Below are 13,558 nucleotides of genomic sequence, written 5' to 3' on the forward strand. Positions count from 1 at the left end.
CTGCTGCTACCAATGCTCTTGAAAACACAGGCGATGCTATTGCTGAAGGTACTAACGAAGTCGTAGAAGGCACAGCCTCTGCGGTCGCTGATGGCGCAAACGCAGTCGCTGACGGCGCATCTGACGTTGCTGCTGATGCTCAAGCGAATCAGGTTTCTGAAGATCAACAGTACTAATTGCTAGCTTATACTAGATAAGTAATGGTTAAGATTGTCATATTACAATATTTAAAAAGCCTTGGTTATTGCCAAGGCTTTTTTGCATTTAGCAATTAGCAATATCAAGTCAAAATTAAGTACGCTCAAGGCAGATAAACAAAGGCTAGTGCTACGGATGCTAGTCAAAATTTGCTATAATAATGAGCTAACAATTTAGTTGCTTTATACCCTTATTATTAGGGTTCATCTCCTACTGCTAAACTCAACTTGAGAGCGTTCTATGGCATTAATCTCTTTGCGTCAACTCCTTGATCATGCAGCAGAGCACAGCTACGGTGTGCCTGCGTTTAACGTCAATAATCTAGAGCAAATGCGCGCTATTATGATGGCAGCGGATGCTGCCGATTCACCCGTTATCGTCCAGGCCAGTGCAGGCGCGCGCGACTATGCTGGTGCCTCATTTTTGCGTCATCTTATCATCGCCGCAATTGAGGAGTGGCCGCATATCCCAGTAGTGATGCACCAAGATCATGGCATGTCGCCTGCTATCTGTCAGCGCTCCATTCAGCTTGGGTTTTCATCAGTGATGATGGATGGCTCGCTTGGCGAGGATGGCAAGACGCCTATGGATTATGACTATAATGTCAACGTAACTCGTGAGGTCGTTAAGCTTGCTCATGCGTGCGGCGTGTCTGTAGAAGGCGAGATTGGCTGCTTGGGTAGTCTTGAGACGGGTATGGCAGGCGAGGAGGATGGCTCTGGGGCTGAGGGTGTGCTAGGTCACGAGCAGCTGTTAACGAGTGCTGATGAAGCGCAGGATTTTGTGAGAGATACCAAGGTGGACGCACTAGCAATCGCCATTGGTACTAGTCACGGTGCTTATAAGTTTACGCGTCCTCCTACAGGCGACATCTTGTCCATCGAGCGGGTAAAAGAGATTCATGCGCGTATTCCCAACACTCATTTAGTGATGCATGGCTCATCATCAGTACCGCAAGAGTGGCTTAAAGTCATCAACGATCATGGCGGTGATATCGGCGAGACTTACGGCGTACCCGTAGAGCAAATCGTTGAAGCGATTAAGCATGGCGTACGCAAGGTCAATATCGATACCGATTTGCGTTTGGCATCGACAGGCGCAATCCGCCAGCATTTAGCTGATAACCCGAGTAACTTTGATCCGCGCAAATACTTTAAAGCCTCAATGACCGCAATGTCTGATATCTGTAGTCATCGCTTTGAGGCGTTTGGATCTGCTGGACAAGCCCATAAAATCCGTCCGATCAGTCTTGAAAATATGGTTAAATTTTATCAATAGCTTATGGCAAATTTAGATAAGCAGATATTACTGAGCGGTTTTAAACTTAAGGCATTTAAACAGGTAAGATATGATAGGACTGATTACTGGACAAGTACTACATTTGATGGCACCTGTCGCCTGCGTCATGACAGGATCAGGTGTGGGCTACGATATCGAGCTGCCATTGCCATCGTTCTGTCAGCTACAAGTGGGACAAGAGGCAAGCATTTGGACGCATTTTCATGTTCGTGAAGATGCGCAATTGCTCTTTGGCTTTATTGACCGCAAGGAGCGCGACGTCTTTCGCCAATTGATAAAGATCAACGGCGTCGGTGCAAAAATGGCGTTAGCTATGCTATCGGCAATGTCAGCGGCTGAGCTTAAGATGCACGTCGAGCAAGACTCGGAGACCGCGCTGACGCGTATTCCAGGGATAGGTAAAAAGACGGCCCAGCGCCTACTTATCGAGCTCAAAGACAAGCTCAAAAATATAGAGGTGGACAATAGCACTTTAGAATTGGCTATGCAGCCTACTGAAGTGTCGCACGAAGGCAGCATCATCGCTGAGGTCGAAGGAGCTTTGATGAGTTTGGGCTATAAAGAAAGAGAAGCGCAGCAAGCAATCAAGGCGGCCAAGAGCAATGGCGCAACCTTTGGCGATACGCAAAGTCTACTAAAGGCGACGTTACAGCAGTTATCTAGCTTTTAGTCCGATGTAGGTATCACTCAAAATACTGCATTAAGCCTCTTATCTTTTTAACTTTTCAAGCGACATCATTTGTCGCTTGCTTTGTTTGATATAGCCTTTTTACATGACTTATGGTCATGATTTGGTTATGCTATTTGTATTCATCTCTTTTTTATATAATGACAAAACCTATGATGCAAGATCGATTAATTAATCCACTAGAGGGTGCAAGTGATGCTCCTGATGCCAATATCCGTCCTGCATTGCTGGCTGAATATATCGGTCAGCCAGTGGTGCGCGAGCAGATGGAGGTATTTATTGGTGCCGCGCGCGGGCGTGAAGAAGCGCTAGATCATACTCTAATCTTTGGTCCGCCAGGCCTTGGTAAGACTACACTTGCCAATATCATCGCGCGAGAGATGGGCGGCAACCTGCGCTCAACATCAGGCCCTGTACTTGAGCGTGCAGGCGACTTGGCGGCGATGCTGACCAACTTGGAGGCAGGTGACGTTCTATTTATCGATGAGATTCATAGACTCAGTCCTGTTATTGAGGAGATACTGTATCCTGCGATGGAGGACTTTCAGTTGGATCTTATGATCGGTGAAGGTCCTGCCGCGCGCTCTATTAAGCTTGATCTGCCGCCGTTCACCTTGGTCGCAGCAACGACGCGAGCAGGACTTTTGACCTCGCCACTTCGTGATCGCTTTGGCATTGTGCAGCGCTTAGAGTTTTATAGTATTACCGATTTGACCACGATTGTGAGCCGCGCGGCACGCTTAATGCGTGTGCCGATGACAGAGGATGGGGCAGTTGAGATTGCTCGCCGTGCTCGCGGTACGCCGCGTATTGCTAATAGGCTGCTACGCCGAGTCAGAGATTATGCCGAGGTCAAAGGCGATGGCAGTATCAATGGGCAAATTGCCGCAAGCGCGCTTGATATGCTCGCTGTTGATAGACGCGGTTTGGATCATTTAGATCGCCGTTATATCGAGATATTACATGAGCGCTTTGATGGGGGTCCTGCGGGTGTTGAAGCGGTAGCTGCTGCTATGGCAGAGGATCGCGGTACTCTAGAGGATGTGATTGAACCGTACCTTATCCAGCAAGGCTATGTACTACGTACTGCTCGCGGCCGAGTCCTGACACAAATGGCGATTGATCAGATGTTATAGTTTTATCATATGAATATAAAAAGGCGCTTACCTTCTATAGAAAGTAAGCGCCTTTTTACGATCGTATCATGGTTATGACTGGCATTTATCCTAAAATACGCCAAACTACTGCTAATATAGCCAGCACATAAAAGATAGGAGATAGCCAGCCAATGACTTGGGTGGCAAGGGCAATAAAGACTCCAAACCCTGCTAGCGCTAGCCAATCACGGCGACGGTCGTTGAGCATATCAGCGCGAATTTGTTGTATCTCGCGTAGTTGACTGTCTTGTCGCGCGCCTTGTGACGCCAGACTTTGCAGACCTTGATCGAGCAGTTTAGGTATATCGGTACTTGATAGTAATATCTCAGGCAATTGGGTACGTAGCTGTTGTAAGTTGCGTACCGGGTCGAGCTGCTCTTTGATCCAGCTACTCAAAATAGGTTTGGCAAGTGACCAGATATCCAAATCAGGGTACAAGTCACGACCAAGCCCTTCAACATGGACCAAGGTTTTAAGCAATAGCATGAGCTGCGGCGGGATACTCATATGATGGCGGCGAGCGATATCTAGTATCTGCATGAGTACGCCAGCGAAGTCGATCTCGTTAATTGATTTTTGTAGCATAGGGCCGACAGTACGCTTCATATCACGCATCAACGCATGCTTGTCAGTGTTCGGCGGTATCCAGCCTGCGCGGCTGACGATATCGACAACAGCAGTAAAATTATTATTCATAACTGCAAGTAGCATACGCGCTACGATCAGTTGATCGTCTCGAGATAGCGAACCCATAATAGCGCAATCAAGACCGATATAACGTGGCTCATGAGCGATACTATTGACGCCATCCGCCATACTGTTGATGCTAGGCGTTTCAACGAACACGTTACCTGGATGCATGTCAGCATGAAAGAAGTTATCACGAAAGACTTGCGTAAAAAATATCGTCAAACCTTTTTGAGCAAGGGCTGCGCGGTCATAACCAAGCTCATCAAAGATATGCGTCTGCGAGATAGGCACCCCTTGAATACGCTCCATAACCATGACGTTTTTGGCAGCAGCATAAACCTCAGGCACATACATTAGCGCGGAACCCAAAAAGTTATTGCGCATCTGCGTGGTATTGTCTGCCTCAAGCACCAAATCAAGCTCATTGAGCATCACTTGGCGATAATCCTCAACGATATCTATGATATGTACTGCCCGCGCCGCCTCCACGCGCGCGGACACCCAGCTGGCAAGCTCACGTAGTAGCTCAAAGTCGTTAACGATAGTGGTACGAATATCGGGTCTGACGACTTTGACGACGACCTCACGACCATCGTGAAGGGCTGCGGTGTGCACTTGCGCGATGGAGGCGGCGGCTAAAGGTTTTATGTCAAAACGCGCAAATAGCTCATCAATAGATTGACCTAAGCCATGTTTGGGATCTTGAATCTGGGTGACGGCAGTGTCAGATGAAAAAGGTTTGACCCGATCTTGCAGCTGGACAAGCTGATCGATAATAGCTGGTGGCACAAGATCGCGGCGCGTTGAGAGTAGTTGCCCAAGCTTTAAAAACAGCGTACCCATGTCCTCCAATGCGTATTTAATCGCATTGGGTTGGTGTTTTTTACCCCAAGCGGCAGGATGGCTGCGTATAAGGCGCGCCAAAGGTTGCAACTGCGGCGCCTCTTCGATTGAAAAATGCGTATCAATACGATAACTGGCAGCGATGCGCCAAAGCTCAAGTAGACGCGCGCGATGAGATAATAGCATGAGCAACCTTACTCTAAATCAGATATTTATTTGTTTAATAAACGCGCTTGTTCGGCTTTTATAACGGCTAGGCGTGTCTCTTCACGCTCGATATCAGCGCGCAGTTTGAGCAGCTGCTGCTTGAGCTCATCAGCTTGCGTTTTGAGTACAGGATCAGGTTCACTCATGCCTGCGACATCATTAGCCCAATCACTGACATCATCAAAAGCGCGCTTGGCACTATGACGAAAGCTACCTTTGAGCTGCGAGATAAGCAGCTGCAATTGACTTGCCATAGGCTTGCCAATAAACGGCTCAAGCTGCCCTGCTAGATCAGGATCAAAGCCTGCTACTAATTGCTTAACTTGCATCAGTACTTTGTAGTCGCCTGCAATAGGCAAGTTGCCCTCAGCCCCGCGCATAAGGTTTAGTAGTTGCGCAGGATTTTGCACAGAGATAACGCAGTCAGGCGTACTATGACCTAATCCTGCCATAGCGATAGTGGCTTTTTCATGCTCACTTAAACCGCCTGCGGTTTCAAATACGCTCTCGGTCGTAACCGGCTCAAAACGCAAACGATCATGATTAAATAAGATATCCAAATGCAGCTCAGGCATCGCCATCTCAAGGCGCAGCACTTTGCCTGCTAGTGGCACTAGTCCTGCACGGGTAATATCATCGCTTGCGATAGCGACGTTAATGAGTTTTTCGGCACCTGCTAAAAGCAGTACAGTTAGCATAATAGTCTCGTCTATGTCAGGGCAGATGTAAAAGCTATCGCTCGGTTAAAAGTGCTTAGTCTGTTAGCACTGCTTATGGTATTAATATTAAGCTTTAAAGCCGCGATGCACGGCGACAATACCTGCCGTCAAGTTATGATAATCGCAGTTCTCAAAACCTGCTTGCTGCATCATTTGCTTAAGTGTCTGCTGATCAGGATGCATGCGGATTGATTCGGCCAAGTACTGATAGCTCTCAGAATCATTGGCGATAATTTTGCCCATCATAGGTAGGGCTGTAAACGAGTACAGATCATAAGCTTTTGATAAAGGCTCAAACACAGGTTTTGAGAACTCTAATATTAGCAAGCGACCACCGGGCTTGAGCACGCGGTACATGGATTTAAGCGCAGCATCTTTGTCCGTCACATTACGCAGACCAAAACTGATAGTGACAAGATCAAAGCTTTCATCATCAAAAGGCGCTAACGTCTCGGCATTGGCAAGGACAAAATCAACGTTATTGCAGCCAGCATTTATCAAGCGCTCACGGCCCACCTCTAGCATTGCTGCATTGATATCGGACAATACTACATGACCACTTTTGCCCACTTCACGGCTAAATACCTTTGCCAAATCACCCGTGCCGCCTGCGATATCGAGCACGTGCTGACCGGCGCGAACCCCTGATAAGCTAATGGCGTAGCGCTTCCATAAACGATGAATACCAAATGACATCAAATCATTCATGATGTCGTATTTTTTGGCGACTGAGGTAAAGACGTCTGCTACGCGCGCTTGTTTTTCTGCTTTGTTGACTGTTTTATAGCCAAAATGCGTCTGCTCTAAGCCATCAGTATCAGGGGTGTGCGGATTATTGATATCGTCGCGCTGATTAAATAGGGTTTGCTTGGGCAAGTCAGCAGTAGGAGCCTGCGCTCCTGCTGTCTTGGTTTGACTATGAGTCTCGCTAGTGCTACTTAGCATAGTGGTTTGCTGACCTTGAGGCGTCCCTGTTGGCAGATCTTGCACTTGAGTAAAGTCCATATTGGCATCTTTATCAACATGGTGACTTGCCTTTACTTGTGCAGTGATGTTCTGGTTTTGTGCAATGCTGTCCTTGACCAATTTGTCTTGTAATTCGTACTGCGTCGCAGCGTCGTTATTGGGCATGCTATCGTTGTTAGAAGTGTCGCTCATAGGGGTATCCTGTTGCACTAATATGGATAAATAAAGCGGATACTAAAGGCGTATCAGCTGTCTAAAAATGGTTAGTAAATGATGATTATCATACACCAAACCCAGCAGGTTTACCGTGACTATCAGGCGCATGCACTTGGTCTACGATAGTGAGTTCGCGCTCACAAAATGGCTCGATAAAACTACTCACGCTCTTAAGCGGTTTCATCGCCGCAAACCCTGAGTTGATAAAGTCATATAAAGGCTGATAGCCATGACGATAGGCGGTGCCTTTAGCCAGTCCAAATGCTTTTCTGAGCATAAATGAGTTCAGATGCTTATCTGTGCCATAGCAGACGTCTTTTAGATTATTAATCTGTAAGCGGCGCTCATCTGACTCATCAACCGTGCGATAAGCACTCATCATATTGTCTTCATTAACATCCAAATCATTAGCGATTAGCCACTGAGCTAAATGCATATCCAGCTCAATAGCGAGAATAGTAGCCTCTATAGCCTTGCTACCTGTCTCTAATGCTGCCTCTTTTGCTAAGCGCTCAAGTTTTTTGGCTTTTGGCAAGATACGGGTGATCTGTTCTGCGAGTTTTTTGAATTCTTCACCGTTATAAAGCTGAGTCAAAAAATACTCTGACATGGGCTGGTTTTTTGGTTGCTCAAACAGCGCTTTATGAGAGCGTTTGATACGCTCGCGTTGCCAAGACTGTACTTCGTATAATTTGGACTCAAGTACTTTATCTTCATGAATCGGTAGCGCCCAGTAACGGTTTAGATGGTTTTGTAATTCTGACAATGCGGACATAGTAAACTCTCAAATAAAGATCTAATAAGTGTCCTACCAACAATAGGCTCAAACAGCGAGATATTGCCGTAGAAAAAGATGCGTCTATGATACACCAGACCTTGCAAGCTTGTCGCCTCTCGCTTTTTGTATTTGATCAATAATCATCAGCTCACGCGTACAAAAGGGCTCGATAAAGCTACTAACACTCTCAAGGGGACCCATAGCGTCAAAGCCTGCTTCGACAAAATCATAAAGGGGCTGATAGTTATTGTTATAAGCCGTACTCTTTGCCAATTTAAAAGCTTTTTGTAAAAAAAATGAGTTAAAGTATTTATCACTGCGATAACACACTTCTTTTAAGTTACTGATTTGATCGCGGCGCTCATCAGATTTATCACTAGCGCTATAGGCGATCATAATGTTTTTTTCGTTAACTGGCATATTGCGATCATCAAGCCACTGAGCCAGATGCAGATCCATCTCAATCGCCAAGACTGCGGCTTGAATCGCCATGCTACCTGTCTCAAGAACCGACTCTTTTATCATACGCTCAAGCTTTTGCGCTTTAGGTAAAATACGCGCTAATTGCACCGCTAGCAGTTTAAATTCTTCGCCGCCATAAAGCTGAGTGAGAAAATAGTTCGCCATTGGTTGATGTTTGGGCTGCTCAAAGAGTTCTTTGTGGGTGTTTTTGATACGAATGCGCTGCCATGCTTGTACTTGAGCGAGCATCTCACTGAGATTTTCATCATCATGATAGGGCAGTGCCCAGTAACGCGTTAAGTGTTGTTGTAACTCTAAAAAAGCAGTCATGACCGTTAATCCTGCGTAGTTTAATCCGTTAGTTAGCAAACAGGTCTTGATATAATATTTTCAATTATGACATCTAAGTGCTATATATAAAGCATACCACTCACTTAAGGTGATAACTTTAAATAAAATATAATATATACAAACCCTAAACCGTTATCGCGACTAAGATCAAATAACCCTGTTTTTGGCGCCAACATCTCTTTACTGTAGTGAGAATAATATGAGTAAAAAACACAATAAGAAAAATAAGCAAACGGTCAGCGAACAGTTAAGCCAAAAGGTGGTTGATGCGCGCCTAACGCCTAATCCACTCAATCATGTTTTTATGGATGAAGAGACTCTAAGACTGGCTTTGGTGACTGCGCAATACGCACTACGAGCCACGCGCCAAGAGTCGCCACCGAGCAGCAATCAGCCTACAGGCCTGCTGGTGCTCGTCAATGGTATGGAGCAAGCTGGCAAGGGTAGCGCTGTCAAGCAGCTACGCCAATGGGTCGATCCACGCCTGCTCAAGGTTGAGGCAACTATCGGCTATCCGCCACTTGCCTATCAGCCGCTTTGGCAGGCGCATACCAAGGCGATGCCGCGTCATGGCGACGTTATGGTCTATTTTGGCAACTGGTACGCTGATCTGCTCCATCAAGTTATGCTGATGGCAACCCAGTATAAAGAGGCAAGCGACGCTCAACACGACACAGCTACCAAACGTCATTTTCAATCGTTACCAGACAAAGGGTGGCAAGACTATCTTAGCGAGCAGCTAGTAGCGCTCAAATCATTTGAAGATGATCTGGCACTCAACCAAACTAAACTATTAAAGTGCTGGTTTCATATCGATGCAGAGACTTTGAAAAAGCGTTTAACGGATAAAGAGGCAGACCCCGCTTACCTTTATCAAATCGATTGGAGCGATAGCGAAGTGTTAGAGCAGTTCAATCAAGTGGCAGCAGTACTATTGCAGCAGCAAGACGATTGGGTGGTAATCGACGGTAGTGACAAAGATAAAGCCACTACGCTTTTTTGTCATGAGGTACTAGAGGCCATGCAAACGGCGCTGATAGCGAGCCGGCCGATAGACGATAATAATCAGCAAGTCAAAGACGATACTTGCATAAGCTCTGATACCACCCAGCAAACGATTTGTACGCCTGTACCCTTTGAGCTTGCCAAAATATCTGAGCAATTAACAGATATAGACGATGATAATATCGATAAGGCAAAATACCGTAAACAGCTCAAAGACAAGCAAGAGCGCCTGGCTAAGCTTTTGCGCGCGCGCGGCGGTCGTCATGTTGTCTTTGCTTTTGAGGGAATGGATGCTGCTGGCAAGGGCGGGGCGATTAAGCGTTTGGTTGCGCCGCTTGATCCGCGCGAGTATCAGGTCTATAACATTGGCGCGCCCATGCTCTATGAACTACAGCACCCTTATTTATGGCGGTTTTGGACGCGTCTGCCAAACGAGCAGACCGACCGCATCAGCCGTATCGCTATTTTTGATCGTACTTGGTATGGACGGGTATTGGTTGAGCGCGTTGAGCAGTTTGCGACAGATAGGCAGTGGCAACGCGCTTATGAGGAGATCAATCGCTTTGAAGCTGATTTGATGGCAGCGGGTACATTAGTCATCAAATATTGGCTCGTTATCGATAATGATGAGCAGCTCAAACGTTTTGAGGCACGTGAAAAGACGCCGCACAAACAGTTTAAACTCACCGATGATGACTGGCGTAATCGCGAAAAATGGTCAGAGTATCTACAAGCAGCGGCGGATATGCTAGCACGCACCGATACCGAGGTTGCGCCTTGGCATGTGATCGCAACCAACCACAAACGCGTTGCGCGGCTACAAGTATTAGATCATGCGATTGAACAGTTGTCAGCGTATGCAAATGAGTAAAACGTACCTAGCAAAACTGGCACAATCTTTGCTTTCAATAGCTTTATGAAATAAGGGCTATCGTCAAATCAAAACGGTGAATGGGCGATACATTTATAGTTACAAATTTCATGATATCGGCCTGCATTATGCGCTCATATTTAATATAATGAGCGCGTAATAACTGGGATGCCAGAACCTAACATCCAAGAGCAGTATGACAATCTAGACCTAATTTGGTTTAGCACGTTCATGTTACAAGCCGCAAAATGCACCAATCGAACGATTTGGCGATATCTTTGCGGCTTTATGACATTTCTAAATCCTAAAAGATTCTAAATGCATAAAGATAACGGTTTAAATTAGCATGATTGCGGGTTATGACCACTCGTTAAGTCAATGTGAAATATTTATACCAGTTAAAGCTAAATACTAAGTGGCGTTTTGATTAGTAGCGCTTGCCAACTTAGGCAATGCCACCAATCATAGCGCAGTGTCATTGATCGCAAATCTCTTCAATCCGCTTATGCAGGGCATATAAATTTATGGGTACTAGCAACCGTTCGACTGGGTCAACCAATGCTGTTGGCTCTATGAGAATCAATTTATTTTTTGCTATTTTACTGATTGCGATGACCAGCTATTTTTTATGGTGGGGACTCGATTACACAATGCGTCAGCAGACGACGCTATTTATTGTAGCAACCGCTTTTGGTGTCTTTATGGCATTCAACATCGGTGGTAACGATGTCGCTAACTCTTTTGGTACTTCAGTGGGTGCAGGGACGCTCACTATTCCGCAAGCGCTAGGAGTGGCGGCGATATTTGAAGTATCGGGCGCTGTGCTGGCAGGCGGCGAGGTGACGGATACCATCCGTAAAGGTATCGTCGACTTAGATGGTCTGAGCGTCACGCCCAACCAGTTCATCTATGTCATGCTCTCCGCCCTTATCGCGGCCGCCTTTTGGCTGTTATTTGCCACGCGTAAAGGCTTACCAGTGTCAACCACGCATTCTATTATCGGCGGGGTGGTTGGTAGCTCTATCGTACTAGGTATCACTTTAGGTGGTACGGAGATGGCGCTATCGACCGTGAATTGGGGCACGATAGGCACTATTGCGATTTCTTGGGTACTATCGCCACTCTTAGGCGGTGTTTTAGCCTATCTGCTCTACGGTCAAATCAAGAAAAACATCATTGAATATAACGATAAAACCGAAGCTCATATTAGTGAGCTTAAAGCTGATAAAAAAGTTTTGAAGCAAAACCATAAAGCGTACTTAGATGAGCTATCAGAGTCAGAGCAACTGGCATACACCTCAGCGATGCTGCGTGATCAAGAGATATATAAAGACGACGATACCGCCGTTGATGACCTAGAGACAGACTACTACAAAAGCCTGTATGAGATTGAGCATGAACGCAGCAGCCTTGATACTCTAAAAGCCATCAAGCAGTGGGTACCCGTTATTGCCGCATTAGGCGGGGCAGTCATGACCTCGTTAGTAGTCTTTAAAGGCCTAAAAAACGTCAATAGCAATATGACGACCCTACAAGGCTTTTTGATTATGGGCATGATCGCAGCGCTGGTGTGGCTTGCGACCTTTATTTATACCAAGAGTATTCGCGGTAAGCACAAAGAGGATCTGACCAAGGCAACCTTTATTTTGTTTAGCTGGATGCAAGTCTTTACCGCTTCAGCATTTGCCTTTAGTCATGGCTCAAACGATATCGCCAATGCGGTCGGCCCGTTTGCTGCAATTATGGACGTGATTCGCACCAATGAGATTGCCTCACAAGCTGCTGTGCCACCTGCGGTCATGCTCACCTTTGGTGTGGCGCTTATCGTCGGTCTGTGGTTTATTGGTAAAGAGGTGATTCAAACGGTCGGCACCAACCTTGCCAAAATGCATCCTGCTTCTGGATTTTCAGCGGAGTTGGCGGCAGCGGCAGTGGTTATGGGCGCATCAACGATGGGCTTGCCAGTCTCTAGTACACATACTTTGGTCGGAGCCGTACTAGGTATCGGTATCGTTAACAGAGACACCAACTGGGCGCTAATGAAACCGATTGGACTGGCTTGGGTGATTACTCTACCTGTTGCCGCAGGCTTGTCAGCGATTAGCTTTGTAGTCTTAAGTTATATTTTTTAATGTATAATACGTAAGTCAAAAAAACGCTTATTCGCCTTATGCAAATAAGCGTTTTTTGTGTATTAAACGATCTTATGCAGTGCCAAATTGCTGGCGCTTTTTGGCAAAGAAGCGATCTAAGCGATCCATAGCGTCCTCTAATTCGTACAAATTGGGCAAGAACACTACGCGAAAATGATCGGGTGCATCCCAGTTAAAGCCTGACCCTTGTACCATAAGAACCTTTTCATCGATCAGCAAATCCATCATAAATTGCATATCATCTTCGATAGGGTAGATGTCAGGATCCATCTTTGGAAAACAATAAAACGCCCCTTGCGGCATAGTACACGAGATACCAGGTATAGCGTTCAGGCGTGACACTGCCATCTCACGCTGCTTATACAGCCGTCCTGTGTTAGCAGTAAGTGCTTGCATGCTTTGATAGCCACCCATCGCAGTTTGAATCGCGTACTGACCTTGGACGTTTGAGCACAGACGCATGGAGGCGAGCATATCTAAACCTTCAATAAAGTCAGTGGCGTGTTGTTTTTTGCCGGATACCATAAGCCAACCTGCACGAAACCCTGCAATACGGTGCGACTTCGACAGACCATTATATGATAATACCAAAGCCTCATCCGTAAGGGTGCTCATAGGCGTATGCACTGTGTCATCATAGAGGACGCGATCGTAGATCTCATCGGCCATAATGACTAGATTGTGCTCTATCGCCACGGCTATGATTTGCTGGAGTACCTCATCAGAATACAGCGCGCCCGTTGGATTGTTGGGATTGATGACGACAATGCCCTTGGTTTTGTCCGTAATCTTTGATTTGATATCCTCAATATCTGGATGCCAATTGTCGTCCTCGTTACAGCGATAATGTACTGCCGTACCGCCTGATAAGTTGGTCGCTGCCGTCCAAAGGGGATAGTCAGGCATCGGAATCAATACCTCATCGCCATCGTTCATCAGCGCCTGCATAGTCAT

General features: G+C 46.3%; 11 protein-coding genes. 5 read left to right on the top strand and 6 right to left on the bottom strand.

The annotated features are described in order from the left end of the window. Nucleotides 1-438 precede the first annotated feature (438 nt). The 3 genes from fba to ruvB all read left to right on the top strand — a co-directional run bounded on the left by fba (nucleotide 439) and on the right by ruvB (nucleotide 3,321). A complete protein-coding gene (gene fba, locus ACTXGO_RS04625) occupies nucleotides 439-1,476 on the top strand; it encodes a class II fructose-bisphosphate aldolase (protein ID WP_317199920.1) in 1,038 nt (345 codons plus the stop codon). A 70-nt stretch (nucleotides 1,477-1,546) separates the two neighbouring features. After that, nucleotides 1,547-2,167, top strand: coding sequence for a Holliday junction branch migration protein RuvA (ruvA, locus tag ACTXGO_RS04630; protein WP_317199921.1), 621 nt, complete (start codon nucleotides 1,547-1,549; stop codon nucleotides 2,165-2,167). Between the two features lie 173 nt (nucleotides 2,168-2,340). Beyond that, nucleotides 2,341-3,321: a Holliday junction branch migration DNA helicase RuvB gene (gene ruvB, locus ACTXGO_RS04635; RefSeq protein WP_317199984.1), complete on the top strand. Its 981-nt coding sequence runs from the start codon at nucleotides 2,341-2,343 to the stop codon at nucleotides 3,319-3,321. Nucleotides 3,322-3,406: 85 nt separating this feature from the next. Here ruvB and ACTXGO_RS04640 read toward each other — a convergent pair whose 3' ends face one another. The 5 genes from ACTXGO_RS04640 to ACTXGO_RS04660 form a co-directional block, all read right to left on the bottom strand. Further along, on the bottom strand, nucleotides 3,407-5,062 hold the full coding sequence (locus ACTXGO_RS04640) for an ABC1 kinase family protein (RefSeq protein WP_317199922.1): 1,656 nt from the start codon (nucleotides 5,060-5,062) through the stop codon (nucleotides 3,407-3,409). A gap of 26 nt (nucleotides 5,063-5,088) precedes the next feature. After that, a complete protein-coding gene (locus tag ACTXGO_RS04645; protein ID WP_443541409.1) occupies nucleotides 5,089-5,781 on the bottom strand; it encodes a ubiquinone biosynthesis accessory factor UbiJ in 693 nt (230 codons plus the stop codon). Nucleotides 5,782-5,868: 87 nt separating this feature from the next. Continuing rightward, on the bottom strand, nucleotides 5,869-6,807 hold the full coding sequence (gene ubiE, locus ACTXGO_RS04650) for a bifunctional demethylmenaquinone methyltransferase/2-methoxy-6-polyprenyl-1,4-benzoquinol methylase UbiE (RefSeq protein WP_443541492.1): 939 nt from the start codon (nucleotides 6,805-6,807) through the stop codon (nucleotides 5,869-5,871). A 241-nt stretch (nucleotides 6,808-7,048) separates the two neighbouring features. Further along, entirely contained in the window at nucleotides 7,049-7,759 is a 711-nt protein-coding gene (locus ACTXGO_RS04655) for an FFLEELY motif protein (protein WP_443541410.1), read from the bottom strand. 84 nt (nucleotides 7,760-7,843) lie between these two features. Beyond that, complete coding sequence (locus ACTXGO_RS04660) at nucleotides 7,844-8,554, bottom strand: FFLEELY motif protein (RefSeq protein WP_443573494.1); 711 nt, start codon at nucleotides 8,552-8,554, stop codon at nucleotides 7,844-7,846. Between the two features lie 220 nt (nucleotides 8,555-8,774). On the opposite strand from ACTXGO_RS04660, the gene ACTXGO_RS04665 reads away from it, so the two are divergent. Both ACTXGO_RS04665 and ACTXGO_RS04670 read left to right on the top strand, forming a co-directional pair. Then, nucleotides 8,775-10,451, top strand: coding sequence for an ATPase (locus tag ACTXGO_RS04665; RefSeq protein ID WP_443573496.1), 1,677 nt, complete (start codon nucleotides 8,775-8,777; stop codon nucleotides 10,449-10,451). A gap of 524 nt (nucleotides 10,452-10,975) precedes the next feature. Then, nucleotides 10,976-12,583: an inorganic phosphate transporter gene (locus ACTXGO_RS04670; protein WP_317199927.1), complete on the top strand. Its 1,608-nt coding sequence runs from the start codon at nucleotides 10,976-10,978 to the stop codon at nucleotides 12,581-12,583. Between the two features lie 72 nt (nucleotides 12,584-12,655). Here the strand turns inward: ACTXGO_RS04670 and ACTXGO_RS04675 are convergent. Continuing rightward, nucleotides 12,656-13,558, bottom strand: a 903-nt coding sequence (locus ACTXGO_RS04675) for an aminotransferase class I/II-fold pyridoxal phosphate-dependent enzyme (protein ID WP_443573498.1), incomplete at its 5' end; no start/stop codon positions are given.

The sequence above is a fragment of the Psychrobacter sp. T6-1 genome (assembly GCF_052258445.1).

Excerpts from the sequence above, each read along its gene's own strand:
- fba (WP_317199920.1), top strand. The coding sequence starts at position 439 with ATGGCATTAATCTCTTTGCGTCAACTCCTTGATCATGCAGCAGAGCAC.
- ruvA (WP_317199921.1), top strand. The coding sequence starts at position 1,547 with ATGATAGGACTGATTACTGGACAAGTACTACATTTGATGGCACCTGTC.
- ruvB (WP_317199984.1), top strand. The coding sequence starts at position 2,341 with ATGCAAGATCGATTAATTAATCCACTAGAGGGTGCAAGTGATGCTCCT.
- ACTXGO_RS04640 (WP_317199922.1), bottom strand. The coding sequence starts at position 5,062 with ATGCTATTATCTCATCGCGCGCGTCTACTTGAGCTTTGGCGCATCGCT.
- ACTXGO_RS04645 (WP_443541409.1), bottom strand. The coding sequence starts at position 5,781 with ATGCTAACTGTACTGCTTTTAGCAGGTGCCGAAAAACTCATTAACGTC.
- ubiE (WP_443541492.1), bottom strand. The coding sequence starts at position 6,807 with ATGGACTTTACTCAAGTGCAAGATCTGCCAACAGGGACGCCTCAAGGT.
- ACTXGO_RS04655 (WP_443541410.1), bottom strand. The coding sequence starts at position 7,759 with ATGTCCGCATTGTCAGAATTACAAAACCATCTAAACCGTTACTGGGCG.
- ACTXGO_RS04660 (WP_443573494.1), bottom strand. The coding sequence starts at position 8,554 with ATGACTGCTTTTTTAGAGTTACAACAACACTTAACGCGTTACTGGGCA.
- ACTXGO_RS04665 (WP_443573496.1), top strand. The coding sequence starts at position 8,775 with ATGAGTAAAAAACACAATAAGAAAAATAAGCAAACGGTCAGCGAACAG.
- ACTXGO_RS04670 (WP_317199927.1), top strand. The coding sequence starts at position 10,976 with ATGGGTACTAGCAACCGTTCGACTGGGTCAACCAATGCTGTTGGCTCT.